Source organism: Bradyrhizobium sp. 159 (assembly GCF_023073795.1).
Lineage (GTDB): Bacteria > Pseudomonadota > Alphaproteobacteria > Rhizobiales > Xanthobacteraceae > Bradyrhizobium.
Genome location: NZ_JADPKE010000096.1, coordinates 134,102 through 148,052, shown reverse-complemented (window position 1 = coordinate 148,052; position 13,951 = coordinate 134,102). Strand labels below are relative to the sequence as shown.

Here is a 13,951-nt window from a genome sequence, read left to right as displayed (position 1 = left end):
GTTTCCCGCCAGTGAGCGTTGCAGCCAGCTTGGGCGGATTGGCCTGCAGGTCGACGACGTAAATCTTGTTGTCCAGCACCTGTTTCAGCGCGTCGCCGTCCTTGACGACGTCGACCGAGTCGGCGACCAGCGCCACCGTTCCGCCGGGATCGATCGCAACGTTCACGGGCGGTCCGACCACTGAGTTCTTCAGCGGCAGGGCACCGATGATCTTGGGGGTTTCAGGAGAGGCGAGATCAACGATGAGAACCTGATCCTTACCGGGTGCAGACAGAACGGGCTTGCCGCTTTCGTCCCACAGAAGCTTCTCATCGAGGCCGACGATCAAGAGCGGCTTCGCGTGCCCAGTGCTAAAGCTCGTACTGAGCAGCATGACGGCCGCAAATGATAATCCTATGGCACGGTTACGCCACATCTTGGCATCCTCCCGAAAATGACGCCCGCCTCTGCAGGGCTGGTCTTAGCAGTTTACGAGGTGAGGCATTCGTTCGCTAGTGGTGCCTCGTCTGATCTCCTGGCTTCTTGCCTGTCGCCCTCAGATGGTCATCGAGGGCTTGGCGGGTCGCCTCGGTAAGCTCGAATTTGACTGGACGACCGGTCTTCTTCTGGCGGACACTGGCTCGATCGGCCGCATAGCCGCTGGGTGCGATATCATCGACTTTGAGGGCGACAACGTCGCAACCACGAAGTTTGCTATCGATAGCGACGTTGAACAGCGCCAGATCGCGAATCCGACCTTCGACCTGGAGCTTTGTTCGAATGGACCAGACGTGCTTGGGACGGAGTGGCGGCTTCGCGCCAACGATCTTTCCCTTATTCCACGGTACCCGCTTGGCGACGTTCACGTTGGGGCTTGGGACATCAGTCATGATGACCTCCTCAGTTGATGAGGCCGGTCATTTTCGGGCGAGCAACCTTTTGAACCTACGTCGGCTTATAGACAATTGCAGGCGTACTTTGGTCCTATTGGTTGGCCGGGTGGGTGCAAATGTCCCATAAGCAACATAGGGGCATTTACTGGCGGAGGGCGCGCAAATGCAGAAAGTAGGGTATGCGTTGCCAACGTCGGGCAGCACTGGACAAGACGGCATGTTCTGGAAGGGATGGCTCTCGAAGCATCTCGACTAAGAATCCCGCGCTCTCTAGCGCTAAGAAATAGGCTTCGATAGGGCGATGCTCGCTATGGAACGTCATCGCCAAACCGTCACGCTCGACCGCGTCAGCATATCGAAACGCACTGAGATAGTCGCCCTGGATGATGAAACGCGCTTCGGTGCTTGCCTGTTCGAATCTCCCAGCGGAATTGATCGGATGAACAATTGCCACACAAAATCTGCCACCCGGTTGCAACACACGCGCCGCTTCTTGGACGGCCGCAGGCATATCGCTGATATCTTGAAGTGACATGAAGGCGATTGCTAAGTCCGCGCAGGCGTCGTCAAGGGGTAGCGCCGTGGCGTCCCCCAGACGCACGTCCGTCGCCGGGTCGAACTCTCGCGCAGCTTCGACCATAGACGGCGAACTGTCGATTGCGACGACCCTGTGCCCAAGTCCCTTCAGGTCACGGGTTAGCCGTCCTTCGCCGCAGCCGATATCTACCGTTTGTCGTCCGGGCGCAGGCAACAGATGAAGGAATTGATCTCGGTGAAAGCGCCAGTAGCTATCATGTCCGGGAGCGCGCGCCGATCGTATCCAGTGACTGGCCTCGGCTTCCCAGCTGACATTTAGAGGCACAGCATCTGCAATCGTTCGTGTGATGCTCATGATGGGCCCTCCGGACGATCCAGGCCTTTTGCCTCCGCTCGCGCAAACGTCGTCAGAGCCTTGGTCATGGGATATCCGGAACTGGTCCCAAATCCGCCGAGCGGCGGCCCATTTTCGACATAGCCGTTGGACACGTAAAATCGGCGCGCGGTCTCAGTGCTCGTCAAGCTACACTGGTTATTGCCTCTTTCTGCGGCTCGCGTTTCTAGTGCCCGCAGCAGGGCGCGGCTAACTCCCCGAAATCGCGCGTCGGGCGATACGTAATTGAGGCCAATCGTTCCGGCATCGGTTACTGACCCGACCGCGAGGATGTCGTTATTTTCGACAGCCACAAGCACCGAGTTGTCCGTCTGTTCGACCCAAGCACAGAAATTCTCGTGCGTCTTATTGCCCAACCATCGTGTCAAGATGGAAGGGTCGTTTCGGTGGTCAGCTCCGCAAAGCTCCGCTATCGATCGCTTCAACACAATGCAGGCAGAAGGCGCATCTTCTGGTATAGCTTCTCGTATTTGCATCCACTGATTTTGGCATACGGCCGATACCCGTGGCAATGGGCGGCCTCGCTGCAATGTCGCCCACTGGCCCCGTGCCGACCTCAGCTGAGAGCGCCGAGAGGTCCGCTTACTAAAGGTGACCCGAACAAGGCGATCCGAGCGGGCCAAGGCAGCCTTTGACCCGACTCCGACATGGCAACGTGTGTCGTCGTGCAGCCGATCAACTCGACTTTACGCCATTGGAGCATCCAAGCTGACGTTCGCCGCCGTGCCGCTGGTCTCGAAGGCACGGCGGCGTCCACGTGCGTCACCGCGCGCTGCCCGTGGTTAGCTCTTGCGAGTGCACCGGGATCATCAGGTGCTCATTGGGTTTGCCGGGGAACATGACGTAAGACGGGGTCGCGTCCTTGACGTCCAGATCGCGCGGATGGGACTGAGCATCTCACGTGCTGCGCCCCCGACAATCATCACGTGCGGGCCGGTCTTGGACCCAATGCTTGTGCGTGTGCCGTTCGGCATGATCATGATTGCTGGTGCCGGTGTCCCCGGCCAGCATGAAAATCAGGCCGATCTTGTTCGGCGGCTCCTGTTGGCCTGTAGAGCTTTGCGCCATTCCATGGCGTTCTGATCATCGCATTCGGGCGTTCCGTCATTTCCGATAAGCACGTGAAACCGTTCGATGCCGACGTGACGAGCGCTCCCGAAGCCACGCAGAACCCAACCGACGCGAGAGCATAGAACCTGTTCATGGCTTACCTCCTGCAAAGTGGGCAACCGCACGAACTGTGCACCGAAACCAACTGGGCGTATCCTCCGAGGTATGGCAGGGATATTTCCTTTCTCTATGTGACTCACCCAATCTATTGCTGATTTGTGGGCACTCGACTCCGCCTCGCCACGCGGCGTCGTCAGTTGCGCAGCGAGGCCTGGAGCTTTTCAGCGCCGTTAAGCCGAGGCAGGGAATGCGACGCTGGAACCGCCTTCCCACTGGCGCCTGAAGTGCTATCCTGAACGCACGGGTAAGCCACGCGGAGCGAATTATGCGCACAGCAGTCCGAGCCGCAAATGTCATGTCGTTCTTCATGATGTTCTCCGTTGTAGCTTTGCCGGCGTGGGCTGCCGGACCAGAGGCGGAGGTGAAGGCGCTCCATGCCGCCGATCAGACCTGGCTAAAAGGCTTCACGGCCGCCGACGGCGATACGATGGCGAAGTTGTACGACGAACGCGCAGTGTTGATGCCCCCTAACGCGCCGGCTGTGACGGGTCGCGACGCCATTCGCACCTTCCTGGCGAACATGTCGTCGGAAGCAGCCAAGGCCGGCCTTGTGTTCAGTTTCGCCGACAAACAGGATGGCGGCGCAAATGGCAACCTGGGCTGGTCTTCGGGCTCCTATACGATCAAGGACAAGGCAGGGAATGTGGTCGAGACCGGCAAGTTCCTGTCAGTATCGAAAAAGGTCGGCGGCAAATGGCTCTACTGGCGCGACACTTGGAACGCTGACAGTCCGCCACCAAAATAAGCCCGCTACATCGCGCTTCAAGTTGCACTTCTCTTGCTGGACAGCGACTTCACGTTTTCGCGCGGCGTTGCGATCTCTCTGGGATTGATTGACATGCCGAATGCGTCCCTGCGGTGTCCAAGCAGAATCTTTAATGTCGCCTCTTGGCCCGTAGCTGCCTCGTCGGACCATTCAACGACCGTCTCCTTTCAGGTGGAGAGCGGATTAGGGCTGTGAAGTCTCTACGCTTCAGCATGTGACCCCATGGCCGACATCGCTGTGTTGAGCTATATTGGCGCAGGAGCCAACGTCACTTCGCGATCATCAGGATGAGTCAGCAAGGACGATGGGAGGTCGGCGCTAGTGCGCCCGAGGTGTACCAACCGTAATACTGACAGGACCTGTTCCTCGAAACCGGGCGACCGCGTGATCGGCGTTGCTAGGAGGACGGAGGTAAGCCTCGTCTCCATCCTCTATTCTAGGGAGGCATCAACAGCAGGGAGCTAACATCATGCGCACATTTGGAGCTATATGTTTCTCATTATTGCTGTCAGCAATTCCTGCTACTGCAGCAGATCAAAATCTCAAGGAGGAAATTGGGAAGATGGCTTCAGCATACGAGCAGCACTTCAACAAACAAGATGCTGCCGGGATTACGTCACTTTATACGAAGAACTACCTGCGTGTTACTCAGAATGGAATTGAGCCCGATAATACCAAGTTTTATGAGGACGGTTTCAAAGCTGGACTTAATCGCCTCGAGGTAAAGGTGACCGAAGTTCAGCCCTTGTCAGAAAACATGGCTCTGTCAACTGGCGAAGCTCACATTACTGGAAAGAGTGAGAAAGGCGATCCCCTAGAAATAAACGCGATTTGGACTGCTCTTGATGTTCGAGAGAATGGGCAATGGAAAATTCGTATGCTGACGTCGGCTCCTAAGGCACCGCCGCCGCAGCCGCAACAAGCGGGGACCACGGCGACTACAACGGGGAACGCGCCGAGTGGAAAATAGCGCCTACCCGAGAGAAGTTCGTCGTGACCGGCTTTCGCGCCCAAACGGGCGGAGGCAGGAACTGAAACGTAGGTCTGTCGGCCACGGAAGCCGACTCGCGTCCGCTGCGTGAGACCAAGGGGCCTCGCCTCTCGAAAAATGACGGGATAGCGCGGCTCCTTGATCGGACCGAGGATCAGCTTTTAGTGAAGACCGGACTGCAGCAAGTACAGCCCTGCAGGACCGAGTCTGGCCCTACGCGACGAAATGCGCCTATCACCTCCATGCCACCGGAGCTGATAGAGATCGGGCGAAAACTGGCGCGGTTGACCCTAAACGGAAATCGGGCGTCGCCTGATCGGATTCACAAAATCGCGCTCAATGTCGTTGCGACAAGATGCATAGTTTGCTTCCTAAATCGTGCGGGCCGTTCGCCACACGGGGTCAAGCTGAAGAACCCGGGTTTCGTCTTGGAAGGATGTGCAGAGGACTCACTCGTTCAGAGATGAGCGCGCGGCAATAGCCATCCCATGATCTTCTGATACGGATCGCGACGACTGCGAATGAATGCGTTCTCGTTCTGTTGAGCGGCGGTCCTGGCGAATTCAGAAATCCCCTCCAAAGACTGGCGTTTATCCTTCGGAAGCTTCGCCCATTGGCGAATGATCTTCCGGCGGGCTTCGCGTTGCTTTTCCCTTATGTCAGGCATCTGGAAGCTCCTTGAAGAGGATTGTTCCGATCGACCTAGTATTGTTTGGGCTCACTAGAACTTCAACGTCCAATCAAGAACTCTTAGCCCCTCTGATCGTGGAGCTCTATACACGGGAGCCAGTCTCATATTGGCTTTACAGGCCCGCCGCCCTAGAATTGCGGCGATCGCAGGACGGGCGAAAATGCAGTATGTTTGCGACGCACCGAAGGGCAAGACCTGGTTCCGTATCGAGACGGAAGGTGAAGCGATGCATGAGTCGCGCCTGATGGACCACACAGTTGAGAAATATTTCCGCCGCGAGCGGGAGAAGGCAGTCCAGTCCTGGCGTCCCGAGCGGCCCAACGCGATCGAGCGCGACATCGGCCTCGAGGCCCATGTACAGCGAGAGATGCCGCTTTTCCTCACGCTGCGCGACAGGGAGGGCAATGCACTGACTACAGCGATGCTGCCACCCGGCGGCAAGGATCGCGGCGGGTTCCGGATCATCATCGTTGCCGCATCCAATGCCGATCCCTATCCTCAGCAAGACGCGGCCATCGCTGCACTGGGAGCACATTTCGGTCTCACACTCGATCGCAATCGCTGCTTCCCCTACGGCCGCTAAGGAGCCTGACAAGTACCGCCGCTTGATTGAGCGATGTCGGCTCATGGACCCATAGCTGTCTCGACCGAAAGCGCTCTCCAAGGCCGCCCACGAAATTTTGCGAAATGCGGGTGGACGGTCGCTGCAGGAGTGCAAGCCTTTAGCTGATAATCTCCCTGACCTTGATGCCGCGCAAGGTCTCGATGCAGTCAGCTACCAAATGCAAGAGCTCTTGCCGCTTTATGCTCTTCACCTGACGACCTTCCATATTGATTAGTATGTATCTCGCCATGTCGTAGGCGACTTCAAACTGCGATTTGCCGGTAACCTCGACATTGATTCTTTCAGCCATTTCGCTCCCCGCTAGTTATAATTGTAAAGCAGGAGCCTATTGGAAAGCGCGTGGCCAAGTCGAGTCTGTCTTCCTTTGCGGTTAGATCATATCGGCCTGAAGGTCCGCTGGCGCTGCAACCTCGAAATGCAGAGCATTAAACTAGTCCGCTTTTGGCCATCAACGAACATTCGCTTATGCAGCGTCAATGTCCGATGTTGTGGACAATGCGGGCTTCGCCATCGCACCCGCGCGTACTCGACTCTTGAAGACACGTCCTGAGGCCGCCTGTCCCAATCGCTGGGGACAGACGGCGGCTCCTGAAGGCGCTAACCTTGGCAGGCACATAGCAAGGGAGCGAAGCTTGAGCACCGCGCCGCGCATCGACATCGACCCGGCCGCATTCTGGGCCGATCCCTATCCGATGCTCGCGACAATGCGCAAGGAGGCGCCGATTGCCTTCGTGCCGCAGCTCGGCTCGACGTTGCTGACGAGCCGCGACGACATCTCGATTTCCGAGAAGCAGATCGACGTGTTCTCCTCGCACCAGCCCGCAGGTCTGATGAACCGGTTGATGGGCCATAACATGATGCGAAAGGACGGCGAGGCGCACCAGGTCGAGCGCCGCGCCATGTTTCCGACGGTGTCGCCGAAGACGGTGAAGGCGCATTGGACCGCGCAGTTCCAGGCCCATGCCGACCGCATCATCGATCGCATCGAACCGGGACGGATCGACCTCATGCGCGATTTCGCGCTGCCCTTCTCCGGCGAGTGCCTGAAGTCGATCACCGGCCTCACCAATATCGGCTTTCAGGACATGGATGCGTGGTCGCAGGGCATGATCGAGGGCATCGCCAATTATGCCGGCGATCCCGCGATCGAGGCGCGCTGCCACGCCGCGACGTCGGGGATCGATGCCGCGATCGACGACATCCTGCCGGTGATGCGCAAGCATCCGGACCAGAGCATTCTCGGCGTGCTCCTCGCCTCCGGCATGCCGATGGAGAGCGTGCGCGCAAATGTGAAACTCGCGATCTCCGGCGGCCAGAACGAGCCGCGCAAGGCCATCGCCGGCACGGTATGGGCGCTGCTGACCCATCCCGAGCAGCTCAATCTCGTGCGCAAGGGCGAAGTGTCCTGGCTGCAGGCGTTCGAGGAATATGCCCGCTGGATCTCGCCGATCGGCATGTCGCCGCGGCGCATCGCAAAGCCGTGGAGCATCCGCGACGTGTCATTCGAGCTCGATGAGCGCGTGTTCCTGATGTTCGGCTCGGCGAATCGCGACGAGAAGCATTTTGAGCGCGCCGACCAGTTCGACGTGAGACGAGACACATCCAAGAGCGTCGCCTTCGGCGCCGGTCCGCATTTCTGCGCCGGCGCCTGGGCCTCGCGCGCCATGATCGCCGACGTCGCGCTGCCGACCGTGTTCGCGCGCGCGGGGAAGCTCGAGATCGCCGATGACGAGGAGGTGCGGATCGTCGGCTGGGCGTTCCGCGGCCTGCAGAATTTGCCGGTCAGTTGGCTTCATTAGGTCGGCCGGGCCCCTCCATCCCGAGCCCCGCCATGATGCCATCTTGCTCCTGTTTTGCCCGACGAGTCAAAGAATTTCGGATAATGCGTAAGTCATTGTTTTCGCACGCCCTGGCTACTGTGCATGGGGTTGTTTTTGCGGTTTTGGTTTCGGCCGCGAGTTTCTAGACCGAACCCGCGCGGCCTTCACATCCGCGTGCAGAAAAATTCCGTCTTCATTCGCTCCGCCGCTTGAAACATTAATCACGCGCTTCGCCGCGCGCGCAGTGCTCGCATCGCTATTTTCCTGAACGTCTCGACAGCTTTCGGAGCGCGCCCCATCATTCACGAGACCTGAATGAATGACGGCCGCACGCGGCCGGGAGCTTGGAATGCATCGTCGCGACTTCTTGAAACTCTCTGCCGGAACTGCAGCCGCTGCTGCCTTCGTCTCGCGCGCCAATGCGCAAGGCGCAGTGAAGGAAATTCGCATCGGTTACCAGAAGACCGGCGTGCTCGTCATCGCGCGCCAGCAGGCCGCCCTGGAGAAACATTTTTCTCCGCAAGGCATCGAGGTGAAATGGATCGAGTTCTCCTCGGGCCCGCCGATGATGGAGGCGATGAACGTCGGCAGCGTGGACTTTGGTTCGGTCGGGGACTCGCCGCCGGTGTTCGCCCAGGCAGCGGGCACCGCGATCGTCTATGCCGCCGGCCAACCCATCACCAACGGCCAGGGCATCTTGGTGCCGAAGGATTCCCCGATCCGCACGATCGCCGACTTGAAGGGCAAGCGCATCGGCTTCACCAAAGGGTCCAGCGCGCACAACGTCGTGGTGCAGACGCTCGAGAAGGCGGGGCTCACCTATGCTGACATCACCCCGGTCTATCTGACCCCACCGGACGCGGGCCCCGCCTTTGCCAATGGCAGCATCGAGGCCTGGGCGATCTGGGATCCGTATTTCGCGATCGGTGAGACCAAGCAGAACGGCCGCATCCTGATCAATTCGCGCGAGGTTACCAAGACCAACTCCTTCTACATCGCGAACCGCGAGTTCGCGAAGAACCACGGAGTGGTCCTGCAACAGATCGTCGATGTGACGACCGCGGCCGGTAACTGGGCCGAGCAGCACCGCGACGAGGTCGCCAAATCGCTTGCCGCGATCACCGGCGTCCCGCTGGACATCCAGACCGTCGCCGCCAACCGCGCGAACTTCGTGGTCGGCCCCGTCACCGACGACATCGTCGCGACCCAGCAGGGCGTCGCCGACCGCTTTCATAGGCTCGGCCTGATCCCGAAGCCGGTCGTCATCCGCGACATCGTCTGGCGCAACCCGGCAGCCTGATCGTGCCCACCACTCTCCCCATTTCAAAAGGTTTGAACATGAGGCGTATCATTCAGCGTCTGATCGCGGCCATCGTGCTGTCGATCGGCATCGTCGCCGCCGCGGTCGGCACCTCCTACGGGCAGGACAAGGTGGTCCGCATCGGCTATCAGAAATACGGCAAGCTGGTGCTGCTCAAGAGCAAGGGCACGCTGGAACCGAAGCTCGCCGCCGATGGCTACAAGGTAGTGTGGACCGAATTCCCCTCCGGTCCGCCGCTGCTCGAAGCGCTCAATGTCGGCGCAATCGATTTCGGCAACACCGGCGAAGCTCCGCCGATCTTCGCGCAGGCCGCCGGCGCCCCGATCCAGTATGTCGCCTATGAGCCGCCGGCGCCGAAGGGCGAAGCGATCTTGGTGCCGAGGAACAGCCCGCTGAAGTCGGTCGCCGACCTCAGGGGTAAGAAGGTCGCGCTGAACAAGGGCTCCAACGTCCACTATCTTCTGGTCAAGGCGCTGGAGAAGGCGGGTGTCAAATATTCGGAAGTCGAGCCGGTGTTCCTGGCGCCGGCCGATGCACGCGCCGCGTTCGAGCGCGGCGCGGTCGATGCCTGGGTGATCTGGGACCCATTCCAGGCCGCAGCGGAAGCGGCCACCGGTGCGCGCACCTTGGCCGACGGCACCGACATCGTCGCCAACTACCAGTTCTATTTCTCCTCCAAGAAATTCCTCGAAGCCAACCCGAAGATCGTCGACACCGTGCTCACGGAGCTGAGCGCGGTCGACGATTGGGCCAGGGGCGACATCCATGCGGTGGCCGAGCAGCTCGCGCCGTCGATCGGCTTGTCGGTCCCCGTGGTCGAAGTGGCGCTGAAGCGGCAGGCCTACGGCGTCAAGCCGATCACCGATGCCGTCATCGCCGACCAGCAGCAGGTTGCCGACGCGTTCTTCGCGCTGGGCCTGATCCCCAAATCCATCAGGATTTCCGACGTGGCTCGGAAACCAGGATCATGAGCAACACCATGAGTAAGCAAGCGAACGCCAACATCCTCTGGTTTTTGCCGACCCACGGCGACGGCCGCTATCTCGGCACCGGCATCGGCGGCCGTGAGGTCAATTTCAACTATCTGCGCCAGATCGCCCAAGCCGCCGATCAGCTCGGCTATTTCGGCGTGCTGCTGCCGACGGGGCGGTCTTGCGAGGATTCCTGGATCGTTGCCTCCTCAGTGGCGCCGTTCACCGAGCGGCTGCGCTATCTCGTGGCCGTTCGTCCGGGCCTGCAATCGCCGAGCGTGGCCGCACGCATGACGGCGACGCTCGATCGCATCTCGAACGGTCGGCTTCTCGTCAACGTCGTCACGGGCGGCGATCCCGCCGAGAACAAGGGCGACGGCATTTTCCTCGGCCATGACGAGCGCTACGAGGTCACCCGCGAGTTCCTCAACGTCTATGGCGATCTGCTCGCCGGCAAGACCGTCAATGCCGAGGGCAAGCATATCCATATCGAGGGCGGCAAGCTCTTGTTTCCGCCGGTGCAGTCGCCGCGCCCGCCGCTCTATTTCGGCGGTTCGTCGGATGCCGGCATCGATGTCGCGGTCGACACCGTGGACAAATATCTCACCTGGGGCGAGCCGCCGGCTCTTGTTGCCGAGAAGATCGCGAAGGTGAGGGACGTCGCCGCCGCGCGCGGCAGAAAATTGTCCTTCGGGATCCGGCTTCACGTGATCGTCCGCGAGACCAATGAAGCGGCCTGGCGCGCCGCGAACGAGCTGATCAAGCATGTCAGCGACGAGACCATCGCGCTGGCGCAGAAGAATTTTGCCCGTATGGACTCCGTCGGCCAGCAGCGCATGGCGCAGCTCCACGGCGGCAGGCGCGACAAGCTGGAGATCGCTCCGAACCTGTGGGCCGGCGTCGGCCTCGTGCGCGGCGGCGCCGGCACGGCGCTGGTCGGCGATGCCCAGACCGTCGCAACGCGCATCAGGGAGTATCAGGACCTCGGCATCGATACCTTCATCATGTCGGGCTACCCGCATCTGGAGGAAGCCTATCGCTTTGCCGAGCTGGTCTTCCCGCTGCTCTCGCTGGAGCAGCCCAGCAACGTGACGAAGCTGCACTTCAACGGCGGTCCCTTCGGCGAAACGGTCGGCAGCGATTTCCGTCCGCAGCATCGGGTGTCGCAATCATGAGCGTGATCGACAGCATTGCCCTTCCGCGCAGCGCACGCCTGCCGCGGGCAGACGGCCTCATTCAGTGGATCGTGCCGCTCGCCATCATCGCGATCTGGCAGGTCGCGAGCGTCACTGGCTTCGTGCCAACGCGGGTTCTGCCGGCGCCCAGCGACGTCGTGCTCGCAGGCTGGAAGCTGCTGCTCTCCGGCGAGCTCGTCCGCAACATCTGGGTCTCGTTCTGGCGCGCCTCGATCGGCTTCTTGATCGGCGGCAGCATCGGCTTCGCGTTCGGGCTCGCCAACGGCCTGTCGCAGCTCTCGGCCAAGCTCACCGACACCACGCTCCAGATGGTGCGCAACGTGCCGCATCTGGCGCTGATCCCGCTGGTCATCCTGTGGTTCGGCATCGACGAGAGCGCGAAGCTGTTCCTGGTGGCACTCGGAGTCTTCTTCCCGATCTACCTCAACACGCTGCACGGCATCCGCACCGTCGATCCGCAGCTGATCGAGATGGGCCGCATCTACGGCATGACCGACGGCGAATTGTTTCGCCGGGTGATCTTCCCGGGCGCGCTGCCCTCGATCTTCGTCGGCATCCGCTTCGCGCTCGGAATCATGTGGCTGACCCTGATCGTCGCCGAAACCATCGCGGCGTCCTCGGGCCTCGGCTACATGGCGATGCAGGCGCGCGAGTTCATGCTGATCGACGTCGTCGTGCTTTCGATCCTGATCTACGCCCTGCTCGGCAAGCTCGCCGACAGCGCCTCCCGCGTGCTGGAGCGCCTGACGCTTTCCTGGCACCCCGCCTTCCAGAAACGTTGAGAGTGACATGCAGACAGCGCTTCGTAGCTCCCTTCCGGAAACCGACCTCGCCAGCCGCGCCAATTTCGCGCCACATGCCCGTGTGGTGCGCGAGGAGCGCCCGGCGACTGCCGCGGGTTTGCCGCTCAGCATCCGGGGCTTGCGCAAATCCTTCGGCGACAACGAGGTGCTGCGCGGCATTGATCTGCACATTCCCGCCGGCCAGTTCGTCGCCATCGTCGGCAAGAGCGGCTGCGGCAAGAGCACGCTGCTGCGGCTCATCGCCGGCCTGGAGAAGATCGACGCCGGCAGCATCAGCTTCGGCCAGGATATCCAGCCCGAGGACATCCGCGTCATGTTCCAGGAGCCGCGGCTGTTGCCCTGGGCGCGTGTGCTCGCCAATGTCGAGGTCGGGCTCGGCCGCGATCGCGCGTCGGAGGATGCGCAAGCACGCGCCGAGAAAGCCCTGAGCGAGGTCGGGCTGGCCGAGAAGCGCGACCAATGGCCCTCGGTGCTGTCGGGCGGCCAGAAGCAGCGCGTCGCACTCGGTCGCGCGCTGGTCTCCCGGCCGCGCGTGCTTGCATTCGACGAGCCGCTCGGTGCGCTGGACGCGCTGACCCGGATTTCGATGCAGCGCCTTTTGGAGCGCGTCTGGCGCGACCAGGGCTTTACCGCGATCCTTGTCACCCACGACGTCTCCGAGGCCGTCGCGCTCGCAGACCGGGTGCTGGTGATCGAGGAGGGCCGGATCGCTCATGACGCCACGGTTAACGCGGCCCGGCCGCGCCAGCGTGGCTCAGCTGAGCTTGCGGGCCTCGAAGGCTCGATCCTGAGCCACCTGTTATCGGCGGACGATCGTACCTAAATACAGGGAACCCCGCTTCGGGGAGCAACGCCATGAATGTAGTGCCTCGCGATCTCATGACCGAAATCCCCGTCTCGTCCGCCGATTTCCGCGGCGCCATGCGCCATCTCACCGGCGGCGTCAGCGTCATCACCGCCGGGCGGGGCAGCGACATCAGCGGCATGACGGTGACCTCGGTGACCTCGCTGTCGGTCGAGCCGCCGACGCTGCTGGTCAGCATCAATCGCGATGCCTCGTCCTTTCCGCTGATCCGTCGCCATGGTGCCTTCGGCGTGAATATCCTCAATGCCGATCAGCTCGATGTCGCCGAACGTTTTGCCGGCAAGGGCGGGTTGAAGGGCGCCGACCGTTTCGCGGGCGCCCAATGGGTGAGGGCGGTGTCGGGCGTTCCGCTCCTGGTCGGCGCCTTGTCGGCGCTCGATTGCGAGGTCGAGGAGATCATCGAGCGGCATTCGCACGGCATCGTCATCGGCCATGTCAGGGATATCAAGAGCTCGAAGCGGACTGCGGCGCTGGCTTATTGGCACGGCCAGTACGTGGCGGTCGACCAGGACGAAGACGCGGTCAAGCTTGCAGACGTCAGCGTCCCTGCGCGCGCCCGGCGCGGCATTTGATCGCCGCCATCGCTCGCGCAAGGCTGGCGTTTTCCCCGCCACCGCTTTAGAAGCGCCTGAGCCTTCCGTCGGGGGGCGGCAATGGAGCGGATGGATGAAGCGCGTCGCGACCTGGGCCTTCTACGCCATCGGCGCGCTCGCGATTGCCTATCTCGCGCTCTACGCCTACGCTATGTTCAGCGGCGAACCGATCGTGCCGGGCGACCCCATCCACATCTTCCGCAGGCCCGACGCGCCGAGTTATTCGTAGAGCTTGGCGGGTCTCGTAGGGTGGGCAAAGCGAAGCGTGCCCACCAC

The 13,951-nt window shown here is 61.2% G+C and carries 15 protein-coding genes and 2 pseudogenes; 11 read left to right on the top strand and 6 right to left on the bottom strand.

Annotation, left to right across the window (positions count from 1 at the left end; translation table 11 throughout):
- From IVA96_RS30480 to IVA96_RS30465, 4 genes and pseudogenes are all read right to left on the bottom strand, one after another.
- A pseudogene (locus IVA96_RS30480) lies at positions 1-328 on the bottom strand (YncE family protein); the annotation flags it as partial.
- 220 nt (positions 329-548) lie between these two features.
- Positions 549-869: pseudogene (locus IVA96_RS30475) on the bottom strand (integrase); the annotation flags it as partial.
- A 145-nt stretch (positions 870-1,014) separates the two neighbouring features.
- Positions 1,015-1,764, bottom strand: a complete 750-nt coding sequence (locus tag IVA96_RS30470) for a class I SAM-dependent methyltransferase (RefSeq protein ID WP_247421098.1) — start codon at positions 1,762-1,764, stop codon at positions 1,015-1,017.
- Entirely contained in the window at positions 1,761-2,279 is a 519-nt protein-coding gene (locus IVA96_RS30465; protein WP_247421095.1) for a GNAT family N-acetyltransferase, read from the bottom strand. The genes IVA96_RS30470 and IVA96_RS30465 overlap by 4 nt, the downstream gene beginning before the upstream one ends.
- Positions 2,280-3,328: 1,049 nt before the next feature.
- On the opposite strand from IVA96_RS30465, the gene IVA96_RS30460 reads away from it, so the two are divergent.
- Together IVA96_RS30460 and IVA96_RS30455 are read left to right on the top strand one after the other, a co-directional pair.
- Positions 3,329-3,778 carry a DUF4440 domain-containing protein gene (locus IVA96_RS30460; protein ID WP_247280389.1) on the top strand — a complete coding sequence of 150 codons (450 nt, stop codon included), beginning with the start codon at positions 3,329-3,331 and terminating at the stop codon, positions 3,776-3,778.
- Between the two features lie 490 nt (positions 3,779-4,268).
- Complete coding sequence (locus IVA96_RS30455; protein ID WP_247421091.1) at positions 4,269-4,769, top strand: nuclear transport factor 2 family protein; 501 nt, start codon at positions 4,269-4,271, stop codon at positions 4,767-4,769.
- A 478-nt stretch (positions 4,770-5,247) separates the two neighbouring features.
- Here the strand turns inward: IVA96_RS30455 and IVA96_RS30450 are convergent, their stop codons facing one another.
- Complete coding sequence (locus IVA96_RS30450) at positions 5,248-5,457, bottom strand: hypothetical protein (RefSeq protein ID WP_247280384.1); 210 nt, start codon at positions 5,455-5,457, stop codon at positions 5,248-5,250.
- 184 nt (positions 5,458-5,641) lie between these two features.
- On the opposite strand from IVA96_RS30450, the gene IVA96_RS30445 reads away from it, so the two are divergent.
- Positions 5,642-6,064 (top strand): hypothetical protein, encoded by a 423-nt coding sequence (locus IVA96_RS30445; RefSeq protein ID WP_135179434.1) that lies wholly within the window; start codon positions 5,642-5,644, stop codon positions 6,062-6,064.
- Positions 6,065-6,203: 139 nt separating this feature from the next.
- On the opposite strand, the gene IVA96_RS30440 is transcribed toward IVA96_RS30445, so the two are convergent.
- Entirely contained in the window at positions 6,204-6,395 is a 192-nt protein-coding gene (locus IVA96_RS30440; protein WP_247280382.1) for a hypothetical protein, read from the bottom strand.
- Positions 6,396-6,738: 343 nt separating this feature from the next.
- Between IVA96_RS30440 and IVA96_RS30435 the strand changes: the two genes are divergently transcribed.
- The 8 genes from IVA96_RS30435 to IVA96_RS30400 all read left to right on the top strand — a co-directional run bounded on the left by IVA96_RS30435 (position 6,739) and on the right by IVA96_RS30400 (position 13,904).
- A complete protein-coding gene (locus IVA96_RS30435; protein WP_247421087.1) occupies positions 6,739-7,905 on the top strand; it encodes a cytochrome P450 in 1,167 nt (388 codons plus the stop codon).
- 370 nt (positions 7,906-8,275) lie between these two features.
- A complete protein-coding gene (locus tag IVA96_RS30430; protein WP_247421085.1) occupies positions 8,276-9,226 on the top strand; it encodes a sulfonate ABC transporter substrate-binding protein in 951 nt (316 codons plus the stop codon).
- Between the two features lie 38 nt (positions 9,227-9,264).
- Entirely contained in the window at positions 9,265-10,218 is a 954-nt protein-coding gene (locus IVA96_RS30425; RefSeq protein ID WP_247421082.1) for a sulfonate ABC transporter substrate-binding protein, read from the top strand.
- Positions 10,215-11,393, top strand: coding sequence for an FMNH2-dependent alkanesulfonate monooxygenase (gene ssuD, locus IVA96_RS30420; protein WP_247421079.1), 1,179 nt, complete (start codon positions 10,215-10,217; stop codon positions 11,391-11,393). Before IVA96_RS30425 ends, ssuD begins: the two co-directional genes overlap by 4 nt.
- Positions 11,390-12,196, top strand: coding sequence for an aliphatic sulfonate ABC transporter permease SsuC (gene ssuC, locus IVA96_RS30415; RefSeq protein ID WP_247334646.1), 807 nt, complete (start codon positions 11,390-11,392; stop codon positions 12,194-12,196). The genes ssuD and ssuC overlap by 4 nt, the downstream gene beginning before the upstream one ends.
- A 7-nt stretch (positions 12,197-12,203) precedes the next feature.
- On the top strand, positions 12,204-13,040 hold the full coding sequence (locus IVA96_RS30410) for an ATP-binding cassette domain-containing protein (protein ID WP_247421075.1): 837 nt from the start codon (positions 12,204-12,206) through the stop codon (positions 13,038-13,040).
- A gap of 32 nt (positions 13,041-13,072) precedes the next feature.
- Positions 13,073-13,654, top strand: a complete 582-nt coding sequence (locus tag IVA96_RS30405; RefSeq protein ID WP_247421072.1) for a flavin reductase family protein — start codon at positions 13,073-13,075, stop codon at positions 13,652-13,654.
- Positions 13,655-13,748: 94 nt separating this feature from the next.
- Positions 13,749-13,904 (top strand): hypothetical protein, encoded by a 156-nt coding sequence (locus tag IVA96_RS30400; RefSeq protein WP_247306907.1) that lies wholly within the window; start codon positions 13,749-13,751, stop codon positions 13,902-13,904.
- Positions 13,905-13,951: the final 47 nt, after the last annotated feature.